We start from the raw sequence: 18,488 nt of genomic DNA on the forward strand, positions 1-18,488 counted from the left end.
GCGCGGCATCCGGGGATCACACTGCTTACTGGCCGATGTGCTTGACCACACGCAGCATGTTGCAGGTGTAGCCGTACTCGTTGTCGTACCAGGAGACCACCTTCACGAAGGTGGGATCCAGCTGGATGCCGGCCTCGGCATCGAAGATGGACGGCATGCTCACGCCGCGGAAGTCGGTGGAGACCACCTTCTCGTCGGTGTAGCCCAGCACGCCCTTCAGGGGGCCTTCGGAGGCGGCCTTCATGGCCTTGCAGATGTCCTCGTAGGAGGCTTCCTTGTTGAGCTCCACGGTCAGGTCCACCACGGACACGTCGGAGGTGGGCACGCGGAAGGCCATACCGGTCAGCTTGCCGTTCAGTTCGGGCAGCACCTTGCCCACGGCCTTGGCGGCGCCGGTGGAGGACGGGATGATGTTCTCCAGGATGCCGCGGCCGCCGCGCCAGTCCTTGGCGGAAGGACCGTCCACGGTCTTCTGGGTGGCGGTGGCGGCGTGCACGGTGCTCATCAGGCCGCGCTTGATGCCGAAGCTGTCATTGAGCACCTTGGCCACGGGGGCCAGGCAGTTGGTGGTGCAGGAGGCGGCGGAGATGATGGCCTGACCCTTGTAGCTGTCGTGGTTCACGCCGTAGACGAACATGGGGGTTGCGTCCTTGGAGGGGGCGGACATCACCACCTTCTTGGCGCCGGCCTCGATGTGCTTGCTGGCCACGTCTTCGCTCAGGAAGAAGCCGGTGGATTCGATCACGATGTCGGCACCGACCTCGTTCCACTTCAGGTTGGCGGGGTCGCGCTCGGCGGTCAGGCGGATCTTCTTGCCGTTGACCACCAGGTTGTTGCCCTCCACGGAGATCTCGCCGTTGAAGCGCCCGTGCACGGAGTCGAACTTGAGCATGTAGGCCAGGTAGTCCGGATCCAGCAGGTCGTTGATGGCAACCACCTCGATCTCGGGGAAGTCCTTGGCGATGGCGCGGAAGGCCATGCGGCCGATGCGGCCGAAACCGTTAATACCGACTTTAATCGTCATGTCTCACTCTCCTACTCGTCGTAGCGTGTAAAAAACCTGTTATTTGCGGCCCGCGCCCTGCACCGGGGCGCGGGTCTAGAACCGTTCCGGGATCAGGCGAGGACCTCTTCCACGGCCCTTGCGACGTTCTCGGCGGTGAAGCCGAACTCCTTCATCAGGGTGCCGCCGGGGGCGGATTCACCGAAGCGGTCGATGCCCACCACGCGGCCGTCGAGGCCCACGTACTTGAGCCAGAAGCCGGTGACACCGGCCTCCACGGCCACCCGGGCACGCACGGCCTTGGGCAGCACGGCCTCGCGGTAGGCGGCGTCCTGGGCGTCGAACAGATCGGCGCAGGGCATGGAGACCACACGCACCTTCCTGCCCTTGCCGGCCAGGCTCTCGGCCGCTTCCATGGCGATGCCCACCTCGGATCCGGTGGCGATGATGATGGCGTCGGGGGTGCCGTCGGTGTCCTTGAGGATGTAGCCGCCCTTGGCGATGCTCGCCACCTGCTCGGCGCTACGGGCCTGGTGAGGCAGGTTCTGACGGGACAGGATCAGGGAGGTGGGACCGGCGGTCCGCTCGATAGCCGCCTTCCAGGCCACCGCCGTCTCCACGGCGTCACAGGGGCGCCATAGGGACATGTTGGGGATGATGCGCAGGCTGCTCACCTGCTCGATCGGCTGATGGGTGGGGCCGTCTTCGCCCAGACCGATGGAGTCGTGGGTCAGCACGTAGATCACCCGCTGTTTGGTGAGCGCGGACATGCGGATGCCGTTGCGGGCGTAGTCGGAGAAGATCAGGAAGGTACCGCCGTAGGGGATGAAACCGCCATGCAGGGCGATGCCGTTCATGATGGCGGACATGCCGAACTCACGCACGCCGTAGAACACGTAGTTGCCGTCACCGTCTTCCTTGCTGATACCCTTGGAACCCTTCCACAGGGTCAGGTTGGAGCCGGCCAGGTCGGCGGAGCCGCCCAGCAGTTCCGGCAGGGCCGGGGCGTAGCCGCCGATGGCGTTCTGGGAGGCCTTGCGGGAGGCAATGGACTCGGCCTTGTCGACGGCGGCCTTGATGTAGGCGCCGGCCTTTTCCTGCCAGTCGGCGGGCAGTTCTCCGCTCATGCGGCGCTTGAACTCGGCGGCCAGTTCCGGGTGGGCCTTTTCATACTCGGCGAAGGCCTTGTTCCAGGCAGCCTCGGCCGCGGCGCCCTTGTCGCGGGCGTTCCAGCCGGCGTAGATCTCGTCGGGGATCACGAAGGGCTCGTGTTTCCAGCCCAGGGTCTCGCGGGCCAGCTTGATCTCGTCATCGCCGAGGGGCGCGCCGTGACACTCTTCCTTGCCCTGCTTGTTGGGGGAACCGAAACCGATCACGGTCTTGCAGCAGATGATGGAAGGCTTGTCGGTGACCGCACGCGCGGCCTCGATGGCCTGTTTCACCGCCTCGGCATCATGGCCGTCCACATTGGGCACCACGTGCCAACCATAGGCCTCGAAACGCTTCGGGGTGTCGTCGGTGAACCAACCTTCCACCTCGCCGTCGATGGAGATGCCGTTGTCGTCGTAGAAGGCGATCAGCTTGCCCAGGCCCAGGGTGCCGGCCAGGGAGCAGGCCTCGTGGGAGATGCCTTCCATCAGGCAGCCATCGCCCAGGAACACGTAGGTGTTGTGGTCCACCACGGCGTGGCCGTCGCGGTTGAAGTGGGCGGCCAGGGCCTTCTCGGCGATGGCCATGCCCACGGCGTTGGTGATGCCCTGGCCCAGGGGGCCGGTGGTGGTCTCGACGCCGGGGGTGTAGCCGTATTCAGGGTGACCGGGGGTCTTGGAGTGCAGCTGACGGAAGTTCTTCAGCTCATCCATGGGCAGGTCGTAGCCGGTGAGGTGCAGCAGAGAGTAGACCAACATGGAGCCGTGGCCGTTGGACATGACGAAGCGGTCGCGGTCGGCCCACTTGGGGTTGGCCGGGTTGTGCTTCATGTAGTCGTTCCACAGCACCTCGGCGATGTCGGCCATGCCCATGGGGGCGCCGGGGTGACCGGAGTTGGCCTTCTGGACCGCATCCATGCTGAGCGCACGGATGGCGTTGGCTAGCTCTCTACGGGAAGGCATAAGGATCTCCTGCAAGATAAAAGTGAAAAGGCTTCGGGTTTCATCAATCTGCTCCGGGCCGCCCCTGTTTTTGATGGTTGTGGTGGGGCGGCGGCCCGGTCGATGTCTTAAGCACGATCCGGGGAATGCGGTCCTGCGGCCGGCGCGTGGCGAGAGTGGCGCTCGAACATCCAGCGCCCCTGTGGGTGCTGGAAATCGGCGCAGCACGGACCCCCTGCCGCCGGCATGGAGCGAAGCATTTTCCCCGAGTGGGCCATGCGGGGCAAGCCTGCCCCGCGTCGAAGCCCCCTGACAGCCCTCGGGAGGACACCCGACCCCCGGTCGCCAATACCCTATCAAACAAATGATTTAAAAAGGATTTACGAAACCGCTACGGAGCCCTCCCTATCTCCGTTGGGATGCATTCGCAAGACTAAATCGGCTACAATCCGCACTCTTTGGGCCCAAGCGAACTACGTGCGGCCCGATCACCAGGGCCATTCTGACGGAGCATCAGAAAAAGCATGAAAAACAATTACCTGTTCACTTCCGAGTCCGTTTCCGAGGGTCATCCCGACAAGATGGCCGACCAGGTCTCCGACGCCATCGTGGACGCCATCCTCGCCCAGGACCCCCATGCCCGGGTGGCCTGCGAGACCCTGGTGAAGACCGGCATGGTGGTGCTGGCGGGCGAGATCACCACCCACGCCAACGTGGACTACGAGACCCTGGTGCGCGAAGTGGTGGTGGACATCGGCTACAACCATTCGGACGTGGGCTTCGACGGCAACACCTGCGCCGTGCTCAACGCCATCGGCAAGCAGTCCCCGGACATCGCCCAGGGCGTGGACCGGGACGTGAGCAACCGGGAAAACCAGGGTGCCGGCGACCAGGGTCTGATGTTCGGCTATGCCAGCAACGAGACCGAGAACCTGATGCCGGCGCCGATCTTCTACGCCCATAACCTGGTGCGCCGCCAGGCCGAGGTGCGCAAGCACGGCGAGCTGTCCTGGCTGCGCCCGGATGCCAAGAGCCAGATCACCTTCCGTTATGAGGATGGCCAGCCGGTGGGCATTGATGCGGTGGTGCTCTCCACCCAGCACGATCCGGAGATCGACCAGAAGGACCTGCGCGACGCGGTCATGGACATGATCCTCAAGCCCGTGCTGCCCGCCCATTGGCTGGACGCCTGCCCGGCCGAGAACATCCACATCAACCCCACCGGCAAGTTCGTCATCGGCGGCCCGGTGGGCGACTGCGGCCTGACCGGGCGCAAGATCATCGTCGACACCTACGGCGGCATGGCCCGCCACGGCGGCGGGGCCTTCTCCGGCAAGGACCCCTCGAAGGTGGACCGCTCCGCCGCCTACGCCGGGCGCTACGTGGCCAAGAACATCGTCGCCGCGGGTCTGGCGGACCGCTGCGAGATCCAGGTCTCCTACGCCATCGGCGTGGCCAGGCCCACCTCCATCAGCATCGAGACCTTCGGCACCGGCAAGGTGGCCGACCGGCGCATCGTCGAACTGGTGCGCGAGCACTTCGACCTGCGCCCCTGGGGCATCATCACCATGCTGGACCTGCTGCGCCCCATCTACCGCGGCACCGCCGCCTACGGCCACTTCGGCCGCGAGGACCTGGACCTGCCCTGGGAACGCACCGACAAGGCCGCCGATCTGGCAGCGGCAGCGGGGCTGAAGTGATTTTTATATAACTGCGACGCAAAGGCGCGAAGACGCGAAGTAACGCAAAGGTTTTTTGGTTTTAAAACACAAAGATTTACTTTGCGGGCCTTTGCGTCTTCGCGCCTTTGCGTCGCGGTTTGCAGTTCACAGACGATCTTGAAGTACCCGCGGACAAGTAGCCGCGGTTTGTTACGTGTCGAGGAGCGCTGCAGCGGGTTTCAGCCCCGTCAGGCTCGGCACGGCGCAACAACCGTAGTAACGGCGCTCATCCGACAACCATGGAGATCGACCCATGAATGCTGTGATGAACCCGAAGCACGACTACATCGTCGCCGACATCAACCAGGCCGACTTCGGCCGCAAGGAAATCGCCATCGCCGAGACCGAGATGCCCGGCCTGATGGCGGTGCGCGAGGAATACGCCAAGGACCAGCCGCTCAAGGGCGCCCGCATCGCCGGGAGCCTGCACATGACCATCCAGACCGCGGTACTGATCCAGACCCTGGAGGCCCTGGGCGCCGAGGTCCGCTGGGCCTCCTGCAACATCTACTCCACCCAGGACCACGCCGCCGCGGCCATCGCCGCCAACGGCACCCCGGTGTTCGCCTACAAGGGGGAGACCCTGGATGACTACTGGGACTACGCCCACCGCATCTTCGACTGGCACGACGGTGGCACCCCCAACATGATCCTGGACGACGGCGGCGATGCCACCCTGCTGATCATCCTGGGCACCAAGGCGGAGACCGACCCTTCCGTGCTGGAGAATCCGGGCAACGAGGAGGAGCGCGCCCTGTTCGCCTCCATCAAGAAGCGCCTGGCCGAATCGCCCAACTGGTATTCCAACATCAAGAAGAACATCCGCGGCGTGACCGAGGAGACCACCACGGGCGTGCATCGTCTCTATCACATGCAGAAGGAGGGCACCCTGCCCTTCCCCGCCATCAACGTGAACGACTCGGTCACCAAGTCCAAGTTCGACAACCTCTACGGCTGTCGCGAGTCCCTGGTGGACGCCATCAAGCGCGCCACCGACGTGATGATTGCGGGCAAGATCGCCGTGGTGTGCGGTTACGGTGACGTGGGCAAGGGCAGTGCCCAGTCCCTGCGCGGCCTCGGCGCCACCGTGTGGATCACCGAGATCGATCCCATCTGCGCCCTGCAGGCGGCCATGGAGGGTTACCGGGTGGTGACCATGGACGAGGCCGCCGACAAGGCGGATATCTTCGTCACCGCCACCGGCAACAAGAACGTGATTACCCACGACCACATGGCGGCCATGAAGAACCAGGCCATCGTGTGCAACATCGGTCACTTCGACTCCGAGATCGACGTGGCGTCCCTGCGCAAACACCCCTGGGAGAACATCAAGCCCCAGGTGGATCACGTGATCTTCCCGGACGGCAAGCGCATCATCCTGCTGGCCGAAGGCCGGCTGGTGAACCTGGGCTGCGGCACGGGCCACCCGAGCTTCGTGATGTCCAACTCCTTCACCAACCAGGTGATGGCCCAGATCGAGCTCTTCTGCCACGGCGACCGCTACAAGAACGAGGTCTACGTGCTGCCGAAGCACCTGGACGAAAAGGTGGCGGCCCTGCATCTGAAGAAGATCGGCGCCAAGCTCACCCGGCTCACCGAGGAGCAGGCCAGGTACCTGGGTCTGCCGGTGGACGGCCCCTTCAAGCCGGAACACTACCGGTATTAAAGGCAGGTACAAGGCAGAAGATACAGGGTGCAAGGGGGGCTGCCTCCTTGCACCCTATGCCTTGTGTCTGTCCCCTTTCCTTACCCCTTACTCCTCACCCCTTTCCGTTGATCGCCATGAAATCCCAGAAAGCATACGAGAAAGTATTCAGCTTCGAGTTCTTCCCGCCCAAGACCGACGAGGGCGCGGAGAAACTGCGCAAGGCCCGAGAGGCCCTGGCCGAACTGAAACCCAAGTTCTTCTCCGTCACCTACGGCGCCGGCGGTTCGACCCAGGCGCGCACCCTGGACACGGTGCTGGAGATCCAGCGCGATGCCCGCTTCGAGGCGGCACCGCACCTCTCCTGCATCGGTTCCACGCGGGAGCATATCCGCGAGATCCTGGACCTGTATCGCAACAACGGCATCCGCCACATCGTCGCCCTGCGCGGCGACATGCCATCGGGCATGCGCGGCGAGCCGGGCGAGCTGCGCTACGCCAACGAACTGGTGGAATTCATCCGGCAGGAGACCGGCGATCACTTCTTCATCGAGGTGGCCGCCTACCCGGAGATGCATCCCCAGGCACCCAGCTACGAAAAGGACCTGGAGAACTTCAAGCGCAAGGTGGATGCAGGCGCCGATTCGGCCATCACCCAGTACTTCTACAACGCCGATGCCTATTACCACTTCGTAGACAGCTGCGAGAAGATGGGCGTGACCCTACCCATCGTGCCCGGCATCATGCCCATCACCAACTACACCCAGCTGGCGCGCTTCTCGGACGCCTGCGGTGCCGACATTCCGCGCTGGATCCGCAAGCGCCTGGAAGGTTTCGGTGATGACACTGCCGCCATCCGGGCCTTCGGCGAGGACGTGGTGACCCGCTTGTGCGAGAAACTGCTGGAGGCCGGGGCGCCAGGCCTGCACTTCTACACCATGAACCAGGCCGGCCCGACCCTGGCGATTTGGAACAACCTGGGCCTCGGCGGACGCTAGCCCGCATATCTCATCGGGATCGCGGGAGCAGGCGAAGGATTCGTGCCCGTAGGCGCCGCTCTGGAGCGAAACTCATAGCCGTAGCTATGGGTTGAGTGAAGAGCAAGCCTACGGGCGCGAAGACGAGCCTGAACCGCGATAGGACTCCGGCGGGAACAGTCTGTCATGCTGAGGTTGGCGACCATTTCAACGTATTCCAGTTATATATCAACCTGTTGCGCGCCCGCCGGTGTCCGACCGGTGAGATATGCGGGCTAGTGTCCTGAATCATCCGGTCGACCAGGCAGCGCACGAAAAAGGGCGGCCCATCGGGCCGCCCTTTTTCGTGCAAGCCCCTCGGGCCTGCCAGCGAACAGAATCACAGGTCGGCCCCTGGCCGCCGCAGACCGGGGCACGGCTGCGGAACGGCGGGCACGGCCCGCCCTATGACGGGGGTGAACAGGCCATCTACCAGCCGAACAGCACGCCCTTGAGCAGACGGTCATGGGGCCGGTACTCATCGTCGTTTGCGGGGATGAACCCCTGCGCATCCCGGGCAAAGGTCCGCAGGACAGCCGCCACGGCCGGCTCGTTCGTGGCGGTAATCAATTCACGCAGGCGCGCTGACTGCACTTCATCCACCCGCGCACTGACGCTGAAGCCCTGGTTGGGCAGGGGCTGGCTTTCGAACAGGATGCGGGTTCCTCGACGATCTTCGTCGCTCAACTGGTTGTGGTAGAAGTTGGTGGGCAGTGCGACGGCATCACACTCCCCGGCGCGGAATTCGTCGAAGGCCTGGCGTATGCCGTGCCGGGCGGAGTGGATCACCGGCTGACGGATCACGTCCGGATATTCGGCCAGCATCACCAGGGGTGCCAGGTTCGGCGGCGCCACGGAGCAGATCTTGCGGGCCACCAGGTCGCGCATCTCGGCGACACTCTCATTGTCCTCCCGCACGATCAGGTAAAAGCGCAGCGTGCCGGGCATCCTCGCCACGGGCCGGTGATTCAACTCGGCCATGCGCCAGGCAATCAGATGGGGGCCGTCCAGCAGAATGTCATAGGCGTCATTGCGCATGTCCCGCTGGTAGGTGAGCCAGCTGCCAGGATGCCGATAGATCACCGGCACGCCCAGCACTTCGCTCATACGCTCTACCAGGGGGCCATACAGCTGCGCACCCTGCTCGGGGGTCTCCCGTGGTGCCGCGCTGAATACCAGGGGCTCCTGTGCCAGGGGCTGACCGATCGCAAGCCACAGCCCGGTCCACAGCACAACCTGCCGCAGGATGCGGCCACGAATGCCTTTCATGTCGTTCACCTCTGAGATGCCCCGTACCATTTGGTTCGATCCGAGGTCGATAATTTTTTGATGTCATTGGCCGGTCTGACCGGCGGCGTCATTGTGTAGCATATGCAAGCAGGATTCACCGTCACGGGCGGTGCTTTCCGAATTTCCCGAGCATTCACCAGACAACCGGCACATGTCGTTAGCAGCTCCGCCCCTTCAGCGAGTCCATGTTCATGCGAACCACACGCCTGTACCTGAACCAGTCCCTCGCCGTCGGCCAGACCATTGACCTGGACGAACGGGCTCACCGGCATGTGGTGCAGGTGTTGCGCCTGCGTCCCGGCGCGGAACTCGTGCTGTTCAACGGCCAGGGCGGCGAATACCGGGCCAGCCTGAGCGAGGCCCAGAAACGCCACTCGAGCGTGACACTGACCGGATTCGACCCGGCAACCACGCGTCCGCGTCTCAACGTTACCCTGGTGCAGGGCATCTCCAAGGGGGACCGCATGGACTACAGCCTGCAGAAGGCCACGGAACTGGGGGTGAGCAGGATCCAGCCGGTGCTCACCCAGCGCAGCCAGACACCGGGTGATCCCCGGCGCCTGGAGAACCGCATGGAACACTGGCGCGGCGTGGTGATCAGCGCCTGCGAACAATGCGGACGCAACGAGCTGCCCGAGCTGGGCTCGGTGATGTCATTCCAGGAATGGCTGGGAAGCCCGCCAGACCACGGCCTGGGCCTGGTCCTGGACCCGCGCGCGGACACCGGCCTGCCCGGACTTGCACCGCCCGAAGGAGCGGTCAGTCTGCTGATCGGACCCGAGGGCGGACTGGACGAGACGGAGATCCAGGCCGCCCGGCACCGGGGCTTCACCCCGGTGCGCCTGGGCCCGAGGATCCTGCGCACGGAGACCGCCGGGGTGGCGGCACTGGCGGTGATTCAGGGGATCTGGGGGGATTTGAGGTAAGTGGCAAGTCTCAAGTGGCTAGTAGCAAGGGAAACCACCGCATTTCTCCCTCTCCCACAGGGAGAGGGTCGGGGTGAGGGTGGTGTTGCCTTGCTACTAGCCACTTGAGACTTGCCACTGCTTTGAAGCTTCGCTTCAAAGCCTCTGCAGGTATTCCTTGAGCAACCCCTCGATGCGCTCCAGGGTGGGGATCAGGCAGGTCACACCGCTGGCGCGCACGCGCCGGGCGATGCTGCCGTCACCAGGGTCGGGCTCCGATGAAGCCTCCAGGTCCTGGGGACGGATCTTCAGGGGGTGGGGAATGCCACGCACCTGCAGGGCGTAGTAGGTGAGCCCCGGGAACTGCTCCAGGCCATGCATCACCAGCATGCGCTGCAGGCGGTTGCGCGGCTCGGGGGCGGCGCCCATGAGGGTCTCCACGGACACCACCGGCACCTGTTCGTTGCGCCACTCCACCAGGCCGGTGAGCCACGGCGGCGCGCCGGGGATCTCGCGCATGAACTGCTGGGTCACCACCTCGGCCACGGCCGGCTGGGGCAGGAGCAGGTGATGCTCCGTCACCGGGACGATGAAGCAGCTGAGGCTTTCCTGGGCGTCACTCATGGGTCAATCAAGATTCCTGTGTTTTGCCGCCATCACTGGGCCAGGATGTCCTGGATGTTGGCGAGCAGATCCGCCTCCTGGTAGGGCTTGCCCAGGTAGCGGTTCACGCCGATGTCCAGGGCACGCTGGCGGTGCTTTTCGCCGGTACGGGAGGTGATCATGATGATCGGGATCTCCTTGAGCCGGCTGTCATTGCGGATATGGGTGGCCAGCTCATAGCCGTCCATGCGCGGCATCTCGATATCCAGCAGCATCACGTCGGGCACATGTTCCTGGAGCTGGGCCACGGCGTCGAGACCGTCCTTCGCCGTGATAACCCGATAGTGGTTGCGCTCCAGCATGCGCGCCGTGACCTTGCGGATGGTGATGGAGTCGTCCACCACCATGACCGTAGGGATGTGCTCTACCGCCTCGGCGGCCTCGCCTTCCGGCGCCCGGTAGACCAGCTGCACACCGGCACCGATGCGCACCAGGGCCGGCACGTCCAGGATCAACACCACGCGGCCATCACCCAGGATGGTGGCACCGGAGATACCACGCACCTTGGCCACCTGCGGCCCCACCGATTTGATCACCACCTCACGGCTGCCCAGCAGGCCGTCCACGTGCAGGGCGATGCGGTGATCACCGGAACGCACCAGCAGCACGGGGTACATCACGTCCATGGCGTGCAGGTTGGGCTGGGAGACCTCCAACAGGGCACCCAGGTGTTTCACCTCGTAGGTGTTGCCGGCATAGTCGTAGGTGGGATTGGCCTCCTCGTAGTAGCGGGCCAGGTCACCGCCACGCACGCGCACGATGCCTTCAATGCTGGACAGGGGCACGGCGTAGATGTCCTCGCCCACCTGCACCAGCAGGGCCTGGTTGATGGCCAGGGTGAAGGGCAGGCGCACCGTGAAGCGGGTGCCCTTGCCGGGCACGGTCTCGATGCTCAGGGTGCCGCCCAGCTGCTTGATCTCGCTGTTCACCACGTCCATGCCTACGCCGCGTCCGGAGATCTGGCTGACCTCCTGGGCGGTGGAGAAACCGGACTCGAGGATGAACTGCATGATGTCCTCGTCGGTTAGCGCCTCATCGCCCTTGATCAGACCCAGGCGCATGGCCTTGCTGCGCACGGCGTCCAGGTTGATGCCGCCGCCATCGTCGCTGACCCGGATCACCACCTCGGAGCCTTCGCGGGTGACCTGGATGTCGATGTGACCCGCTTCGGCCTTGCCCGCGGCGCGGCGCTTGTCCGCTGACTCGATGCCGTGATACACGGCGTTGCGCAGCATGTGCTCCAGGGGCGAGACCATGCGCTCGAGCACGGAGCGGTCCAGTTCGCTGCCTTCACCCTGGATATCCAGCTCCACCCGCTTGCCCAGTTCCGTGGCCGTCTGGCGCACCACGCGGCGCAGTCGCGGCACCATGTTGGAGAACTGCACCATGCGCGTGCGCATGAGGCCTTCCTGCAGGTCGGTACTCACGCGGGACTGCTGCAGCAGCAGGGTCTCGGAGTCGCGCACCTGGTCGGAGAGGATGTCCTGGATACTCACCAGGTCGTTGATGGATTCGGCCAGGGCCCGGGACAGCTGCTGGATGTTGGAGTAGCGGTCCATCTCCAGCGGATCGAAATCCTCGGCGATCTCGTGGTCCTGTTTCTCCTGCTCGTAGCGGAACAGGATCTGCGCCTCGGTCTCCATCTCCAGCTTGCGGAGCTGCTCGCGCAGACGGGTCACGGTCTGGGACAACTCGCCCAGGTTGAAACGGAAACCGGTGATCTGCTGCTCCAGGCGGGCGTGGTAGATGTTCACCTCGCCCGCGTAGTTCACCAGGTTGTCCAGCACCTCGGAGCGCACACGCACCAGCTCCTGGGGACCGCTGTCGGCGGCCGCACGGGCGCCAGCCCGAGCCGGCTCTTCTGACGGCGCCGCCGCAGCAGGCACCTCGGGGATCTCGGTCAGGGTGGGCTCACCGCCGCCGTAGCCCGGCTCTTCCACCAGCTCCAGCGTCTCGTCCGGGAGTTCGTCCACGCTCAGGCGGGGGGATTCGTCGTCGGCCGGGATCTCCTCGATGACGATCTCTTCCTCGACCGGGGACTGGGCTGGAATCTCCTCGGCGATGGAGACGATCTCGGGCACTGACGGCGCGGCCTGTTCGGCGGGGGCCTCGGCCTCGCCGGCCTTGAAACCGGAAAGCCGCGCGATCAGATCCGGGGCGGTGATCAGCGGCTCACGCCGGCGGGCCTGTTCCAGCTGTCGGCTCAGGGTGTCCAGGGACTGGGCCACCACGTCCAGCATGGCGGGCTGCGCCTGGCCACGGCCCTCGGTGATGTCGATCACCAGGGTCTCCAGGGCATGGCTCAGATCGCCGATGGGCCGCAGACCCGCCATGCGGGCGCCGCCCTTGAGGGTATGCAGCTGACGCTGGATCTCGGCAATGATGCCCTGATCGTTCAGGTTGTGACGCCAGGACTCCAGCAGGTTGTCGCTGGCATCCAGGATCTCGCCACCCTCTTCCAGGAAGATGTCCACCAGCTCCTGGTCCTGCTCGTCGTAGGTGACGGCCTCGGTGGGTGCGGGCTGCGCCGGAACGGCAGCTGCGGCGGCCGCGGCCAGGGCGGCCGCCGACTGGCGTGCCTCCTCCTGGCGAACCGTTTCCTGACGTGCCAGTTCCGCATCCAGCATCGCCTGCATGTCTTCGGCCAGTCGCTCGCCGGAAGGCAGGGGATCCTCGCCCCGGCCCAGGGCCTCGATCACGCCGCTGACATGCTCGATGAGCGCCCAGAACCCGGGCAGGGCAGCGCCAGGCACGAAGGCCTCGGTGTCCGCGCGCGCCTTGACGTAGCGCTCGCAGGGCGCACAGACCTCGAAGATCTCGGGGACCTCCGCGGTGCGTGCCGCGCCGTTGAGGGTGTGAACCGCGCGCAGCAGGGCGTCGGTGACCGGCATCCCGCCGTCTTCCCGGGACGCGCCCTCCAGCTGGCTACGCAGGGTGTTGAGATGCTGGGTGGCCTCGTTACGGAAGATCTCGAACAGGGCCGGGTCCATGCGCTGGGCCACCGGCGGCACTGCCTCGTCCGGCGTCGGCTCCATGCCCGGCACCGTGGCCCTGGCCATGAAGCGGGTTTCCGCCTCGTGCTGATCGGGCAGCCCGGCCGGGGTGGAGATCACCGTATCGGCTTCCCGCTGGGCAGGTCCGAGCTCAGGCTCCTCGAGCAACTCGGATTCAAACCTCAGGGAAGACACTTCGGGCATTGCCTCGATGCTGCCGAATCCGCCGTCACGCGGCTCGAGTTCGTTCAGTTCCTCGGCCCCAGCGCCGACATCCAGATCCTCCAGGGACAGCCCGGTCTCTTCCAGGGCCAGGGTGTCCTCATCCGACCCCGCCTCCAGAGACAGATCGAAACCGCCCTCGGATGCGAGACCTGTCAGGGTGTCATCGGCCTGCGGAGCGGACTCGGCGGCGACGGGGGTCTGCACATTCAGGTTGCCGAAATCCAGATCCTCGCGGTCCAGGATCACCGTGGGCACATCCTCGCCAGACCAAGCGGGTTCGGAGGCCTCGATTTGCTCAGCCGGTGCTGCGCTCACCAGGGGCTCGGCAGGCGGTGCCGCCGGAGGCGTGGGCCTGGCAGGCGCTGAGTCACCGCGGGCTAGGGCGTGAGCCCGTTCCATCAGCGCATAGGTGCCGGGCTCATCGCCCTCGGCCCCCTCGATCTGCTCGCGCAACACGGGCAGCATCCTCAGGGCCTCGCCCAGGAGGGCATAGACGGCCGGGCCGGGTGATACGCTCTGGTCGATGATGCGGTTGAGCAGATTTTCCATGGACCAGGCAAACTCACCCAGCAGCAGGGCGCCGACCAGACGGCCGCTGCCCTTGAGGGTGTGATAGGAGCGGCGCACCGTGGTGAGCGCCTCCTGATCGGCAGGGTTCTCCCGCCAGCGCGGCAGGTATTCGCTGATGCGCTCGATCTCTTCCTGGGCCTCTTCCAGAAAGATCTCCTTGATCTCCTCGTCCACCTCGCCGGAAAGCACCGGGAAGCGCTGCGGCTCTGGTTCGGGCACTGGCTCCGGCGCCGGAGCGGCCACGATCTCCTCGGCAGGCTGTGCCGCCTGGACCGAGGCCGGGGCTTCCGCCTCGGGTGCCTCCGGCATTTCTGCAGCCACCCCGGCGCGGGGTGTCATCCAGGTCGCATCATCGTCGACGGCAGGCATCGACAGCCCATGTTCCGGGGTGACGATCAGGGTCTCGTCGGCGGACAGGATCGCGGGCGTATTCAGGCGGGCCACGCAGGCCCGTGCGGTCTCCAGCATCGGGCGAGGATCGCCGCTACCTGAGTCCAGGGTCTCCAGATAGAGTTCCACCGCCGTGATGGCTTCGGCCAGGGCCTCCTGCTGCTCTGCAGGGGGGACCTTGCCAGTGGCCAGGATGCCTGCCTGCACGTAGTCGCGGATGCCTCGCAGCACCTCCTCCACCCCTTCCAGCGACAGGATGGAGAGCGCACCGCCCACCCGCTGCAGGGTCGCCGGGACCTCGTTCAGATGCTCGATGCCGGCGGGCTCGGCCACAAAGTCGAGGATGCCGCTCTTGGCCCGGGTCATGTCGGCCAGGGCCTCGCGCAGCATGGAATTGATGATGGTGCGCGACTCGGCCGCGGACAGCTCGCCCAGGGCATCGGGCAGCAGTCCCGCACGTGCACCGGCACGCCCTCGGGAGGCCACCAGGCCGTTGACCGCCGCCTCCATGTTGAGCAGGCGGGAGGCCACATCCATGAGCAGCGTATCGTCCTTGGCGTCGTCACCGGCAGCGATCAGCGCGTCGATGGTATCGGCCTCGCGCAGGGCCATCTCCCGGGGCTCGGCCATGCCCAGCATGGCCATGGTGTCGGCCATGCGATGCAGCTTCTCCACCTGGGGCTTGAGATCTTCCACCCTGGACTGGGGGCTGTGCATGAACACGTCCAGGCCATCCTTGACCTCGGCCAGGTCCTCGCGGATGGCGCGGGAGACCGTGTCCATCAGCTCCTGGTTGGGGCCGCGGATGTTGGCCAGGGCCTCTTCCAGATCCGCGCCCTCGGGCAGCAGTTCGTTGAGGCGGAAGGCACGCTTGACCGCGCCCACCTGCTCGCCGCCGGGACGGGAGCGGGCCACGTAGTAGAGCAGGTTCTTGATCAGGTCACCGGGGATGCGCGCGCCCAGGGCGGACTCACCGTCCTGGATCAGCACACGCATCTCGCGATCGATGCGTCCCAGCAACTGCTTGACCGTGACGCTGGCCTCGAGGGCACCGCTGTCGAGGGCCTCGGCGACGGCACCGCCCACCCAGAACAGACGCCGCACGGCATCATCCCTGGCGGCCCGGCGCAGATCGGCGATCACCGACTGGATGCGCTGCAGGCTTTGGGGTACGTCGCGGTTGCGGAACAGACCCAGCAGACCGAGCTGGTAGTGATGGCGGCTGCGGCGTGCCAGTTCACGGATGTCCTCGCCGCTGGGCCTGACCTCGGTCTCGCCCTCGTCGCGATCCATGATGCCTTCCATGTCCGGGAAGAACAGCACATTCTCGGACATCAGGCTGGCGTTGCGGGTGGTGCGCAGATCGTTGAGGAGGGGCAGCAGGACGATGGGGATGTCCCGATGGCCGGTCTGGATGTGTTCAAGGTAATCGGGCAGCTGCAGGATGGCCCGCATCAGCACCTCGAAGGCGTCGTCACGGCTGGTGACACTGCCGTCGCGCACCGCCTGGGTGAGGCGCACCATCTCCTCGGCGAGCAGGGCGGCGCCGTGCAGCTCCACCATCTGCAGGGTGCCGTTGACCTGTCGAAGCTTGGACTCCGTGTCCGCCAGCTTGTCGGTCTGGGCGTCGTCCTCGATGTAGGACTCCAGCGCGACGCGTGCCTCGTTGAGCAGCGCGTCCAGCTCCTTCTTCACCCAGTGCAGGGCGCTGTACTCGATGGTCTCGTCAGTCATGGCACACCTGGCTGCTTGTGGGAACGGGCGAATGGGGACTCATGGCGCCTTGGCTCAGGCCACCTTGTGCTCGCCCACGTCCAGCTGCTCGTCTTCCTGATCGATGATGACCGTATCGAGCTGCTCCGACTCGGGCAGCTTGAAGCCGGCCACCGACTTGCGTAGCTCGGTTGCCAGGTTGGTGAGGTTACCGATGGACACCGCAGTCTCGTTGGTGCCGTCGGAGGTCTGCATGGTGATCTCCTGGATCACGTTCATAGTATTGGACACGTTCTGCGCCACCGAGGCCTGCTGACGGGCCGCGTGGGAGATGGTGGCAATCAGGTCGGCCAGCTGGTTGGACACGCCTTCGATCTCGTTCAGGGCGTCGCCGGCATCCAGGGCCAGCTTGGCGCCGTTCACCACGTTGGCGGTGGACTGCTCCATGGAGATCACCGCCTCGTTGGTGTCGGCCTGAATGGTCTTCACCAGGGCCTCGATCTGCTTGGTGGCGTTGGCGGAACGTTCCGCGAGTCGCTGCACTTCGTCGGCCACCACCGCGAAGCCGCGGCCCGCCTCGCCGGCCGCCGACGCCTGGATGGCGGCATTGAGCGCGAGGATGTTGGTCTGGTCGGCGATGTCGTTGATCAGACCCACGATGTCACCGATCTCCTGGGAAGATTCACCCAGCCGCTTGATTCGCTTGGAGGTCTCCTGGATCTGCTCGCGAATGGTGTCCATGCCGTCGATGGTCTTGCGCACCGTCAGTGCACCCTTGCCGGCGATGGCCACGGCCTTCTGGGCCACCTCCGCGGAGGTTTCGGCGCTGCGCGACACCTGTTCGATGGAGTCGGCCATGTCGGTAATGGATGCCGACGCCGAGGCGATCTCGCGGGCCTGGTGGTTGGAGGCATCGGCCAGGCGCAGGGCGGTGGACTGGGTCTTGACCGCTGCGGTGGAGACCTGCAGGGCGGTCTGGTTGATGGTGGTCACCAGGCTGCGCAGGGCGTCGATGGCGTAGTTGACCGAGTCGGCGATGGCGCCGGTGATGTCCTCGGTCACCGTGGCATGCACCGTCAGGTCACCTTCGGCCAGGTTGGTCATCTCGTCGAGCAGTCGCAGAATGGCGCGCTGGTTACGACGGTTCTGTTCGGTGGTCACGGCCAGACGGCGGCGGGTATCCTGGTACAGCACGTAACCCAGCAGGACCAGCATGGCCAGCGCCAGGGCACCGAACAGGTAGCCGGCATAGACCCAGAGGTTGAGACTCGAACCGTAGGCCAACAGGGCCGTCTCAAGATCCGTGGTCACGGCGAGCATCTCGCCGGACAGACCTTCCAGTTGCTGGGCAGACTCCTTGATCTCGAACAGCTGAGGGGCCACTTCCAGGATGCCGCCCACGTTGTCGCTCACCATGCTGAACAGCATGGCCACTTCACGAAGACGGTTCTGGGCCTCGGGATCCTGCACCTGCACGATGCCCAGTGCCGGGAAGCCGCGTACCATGCCTTCCAGCACCCGGCCGAATTCGGCGGCATCACGGCCGAAACGGTCCGCCGCGCTGGCGGCGGTGATACCGCCCTCGAGCACACCGACCAGGTTGTTCTGTACCCGCTGGGCCAGCATCATCTGGCGGGTGGCGATATAGATCTGGCGGGGTTCGGCATTCGCGGCGATCAGACTCTGCACCACGTCATCGGAGAGCACGATGAGCTCGGGGATGGATTCGTTGATGACGTCGAAGTACTCGCTGGTGGCGAGCACCGCCTCTCGACCGCCGATGATGCTGTCGATGTTGGCACGATAGGCGTCCCAGGCCGTCTCCACCGCGGCCAGTTCGCTGGCGACTTCCTCGGGCACGGCGGGCACGCCGGTACGGGGATTGCCCGCCTTCAAGGCGTTCAGACTGCGGTCGAACTCGTCGCGCAGTTGCTGGAGCTGTGTGAAGGCCGCGTCGTTACCTGCCGCGGACTCCAGCGCGAAGGTCGCGATTCGCTGCGAGGTCAGTCGCTGTTCGGCCGCCTCTGCCACGTGGCCGCGGTTGTGTCCCAGCTGCACGGTGTAGTAGACGAACGCCACCACCGTGAGCAACATGAACACGATGAGCAAACCGCCCAGGATGGCGAAGGTTCGGTTAATACCGAGCTTCAGCCCGCTGTCGCTTGAAGACCCTTTCATAACAGTGCTCCCCACCCCAAAGGTGTTCTTTGTGTTGAGACCACCCCAGTCCCTGCGGGGCGAAGCTCGAGGTTTTCTTCTTGTTC

General features: G+C 65.3%; 10 protein-coding genes and 1 riboswitch. Of the genes, 4 read left to right on the forward strand and 6 right to left on the reverse strand.

The annotated features are described in order from the left end of the window. Positions 1 to 25: 25 nt before the first annotated feature. Together gap and tkt are read right to left on the reverse strand one after the other, a co-directional pair. Positions 26 to 1,024: a type I glyceraldehyde-3-phosphate dehydrogenase gene (gene gap / locus D580_RS0107320; RefSeq protein WP_012639428.1), complete on the reverse strand. Its 999-nt coding sequence runs from the start codon at positions 1,022 to 1,024 to the stop codon at positions 26 to 28. Positions 1,025 to 1,116: 92 nt separating this feature from the next. Next, a complete protein-coding gene (gene tkt, locus D580_RS0107325; protein WP_026289797.1) occupies positions 1,117 to 3,114 on the reverse strand; it encodes a transketolase in 1,998 nt (665 codons plus the stop codon). Between the two features lie 503 nt (positions 3,115 to 3,617). Here tkt and metK point away from each other — a divergent pair. The 3 genes from metK (at position 3,618) to metF (ending at position 7,457) form a co-directional block, all read left to right on the forward strand. Further along, a complete protein-coding gene (metK, locus tag D580_RS0107330; protein WP_018953758.1) occupies positions 3,618 to 4,793 on the forward strand; it encodes a methionine adenosyltransferase in 1,176 nt (391 codons plus the stop codon). Between the two features lie 174 nt (positions 4,794 to 4,967). Then, positions 4,968 to 5,049: riboswitch (S-adenosyl-L-homocysteine riboswitch) on the forward strand. 18 nt (positions 5,050 to 5,067) lie between these two features. After that, positions 5,068 to 6,480: an adenosylhomocysteinase gene (gene ahcY / locus D580_RS0107335; protein WP_018953759.1), complete on the forward strand. Its 1,413-nt coding sequence runs from the start codon at positions 5,068 to 5,070 to the stop codon at positions 6,478 to 6,480. Between the two features lie 116 nt (positions 6,481 to 6,596). Then, the gene (gene metF / locus D580_RS0107340) at positions 6,597 to 7,457 is read left to right on the forward strand and encodes a methylenetetrahydrofolate reductase [NAD(P)H] (protein ID WP_018953760.1); all 861 of its coding nucleotides are present in this window, start codon (positions 6,597 to 6,599) and stop codon (positions 7,455 to 7,457) included. Between the two features lie 447 nt (positions 7,458 to 7,904). Here the strand turns inward: metF and D580_RS0107345 are convergent, their stop codons facing one another. Next, entirely contained in the window at positions 7,905 to 8,744 is an 840-nt protein-coding gene (locus D580_RS0107345; RefSeq protein WP_231363518.1) for a phosphate/phosphite/phosphonate ABC transporter substrate-binding protein, read from the reverse strand. A 212-nt stretch (positions 8,745 to 8,956) separates the two neighbouring features. Between D580_RS0107345 and D580_RS0107350 the strand changes: the two genes are divergently transcribed. After that, on the forward strand, positions 8,957 to 9,691 hold the full coding sequence (locus D580_RS0107350) for a 16S rRNA (uracil(1498)-N(3))-methyltransferase (protein ID WP_026289798.1): 735 nt from the start codon (positions 8,957 to 8,959) through the stop codon (positions 9,689 to 9,691). A 135-nt stretch (positions 9,692 to 9,826) separates the two neighbouring features. On the opposite strand, the gene D580_RS0107355 is transcribed toward D580_RS0107350, so the two are convergent. The 3 genes from D580_RS0107355 to D580_RS0107365 are packed head-to-tail and all read right to left on the reverse strand — an operon-like array spanning position 9,827 to position 18,402. After that, the gene (locus tag D580_RS0107355; protein WP_012639435.1) at positions 9,827 to 10,294 is read right to left on the reverse strand and encodes a chemotaxis protein CheW; all 468 of its coding nucleotides are present in this window, start codon (positions 10,292 to 10,294) and stop codon (positions 9,827 to 9,829) included. A gap of 32 nt (positions 10,295 to 10,326) precedes the next feature. Beyond that, on the reverse strand, positions 10,327 to 16,245 hold the full coding sequence (locus D580_RS0107360) for an Hpt domain-containing protein (RefSeq protein ID WP_018953763.1): 5,919 nt from the start codon (positions 16,243 to 16,245) through the stop codon (positions 10,327 to 10,329). Positions 16,246 to 16,299: 54 nt separating this feature from the next. Next, a complete protein-coding gene (locus D580_RS0107365; protein WP_018953764.1) occupies positions 16,300 to 18,402 on the reverse strand; it encodes a methyl-accepting chemotaxis protein in 2,103 nt (700 codons plus the stop codon). Between the last annotated feature and the right edge of the window lie 86 nt (positions 18,403 to 18,488).

Source organism: Thioalkalivibrio sulfidiphilus (assembly GCF_000377945.1).
Taxonomy (GTDB): domain Bacteria; phylum Pseudomonadota; class Gammaproteobacteria; order Ectothiorhodospirales; family Ectothiorhodospiraceae; genus Thioalkalivibrio_A; species Thioalkalivibrio_A sulfidiphilus_A.

What these genes read in the sequence shown, in the direction of transcription:
- D580_RS0107360 (WP_018953763.1), bottom strand. Translation starts at nt 16,245, where the DNA reads ATGACTGACGAGACCATCGAGTACAGCGCCCTGCACTGGGTGAAGAAG.
- D580_RS0107345 (WP_231363518.1), bottom strand. Translation starts at nt 8,744, where the DNA reads ATGAAAGGCATTCGTGGCCGCATCCTGCGGCAGGTTGTGCTGTGGACC.
- D580_RS0107350 (WP_026289798.1), top strand. Translation starts at nt 8,957, where the DNA reads ATGCGAACCACACGCCTGTACCTGAACCAGTCCCTCGCCGTCGGCCAG.
- tkt (WP_026289797.1), bottom strand. Translation starts at nt 3,114, where the DNA reads ATGCCTTCCCGTAGAGAGCTAGCCAACGCCATCCGTGCGCTCAGCATG.
- gap (WP_012639428.1), bottom strand. Translation starts at nt 1,024, where the DNA reads ATGACGATTAAAGTCGGTATTAACGGTTTCGGCCGCATCGGCCGCATG.
- D580_RS0107365 (WP_018953764.1), bottom strand. Translation starts at nt 18,402, where the DNA reads ATGAAAGGGTCTTCAAGCGACAGCGGGCTGAAGCTCGGTATTAACCGA.
- ahcY (WP_018953759.1), top strand. Translation starts at nt 5,068, where the DNA reads ATGAATGCTGTGATGAACCCGAAGCACGACTACATCGTCGCCGACATC.
- metF (WP_018953760.1), top strand. Translation starts at nt 6,597, where the DNA reads ATGAAATCCCAGAAAGCATACGAGAAAGTATTCAGCTTCGAGTTCTTC.
- D580_RS0107355 (WP_012639435.1), bottom strand. Translation starts at nt 10,294, where the DNA reads ATGAGTGACGCCCAGGAAAGCCTCAGCTGCTTCATCGTCCCGGTGACG.
- metK (WP_018953758.1), top strand. Translation starts at nt 3,618, where the DNA reads ATGAAAAACAATTACCTGTTCACTTCCGAGTCCGTTTCCGAGGGTCAT.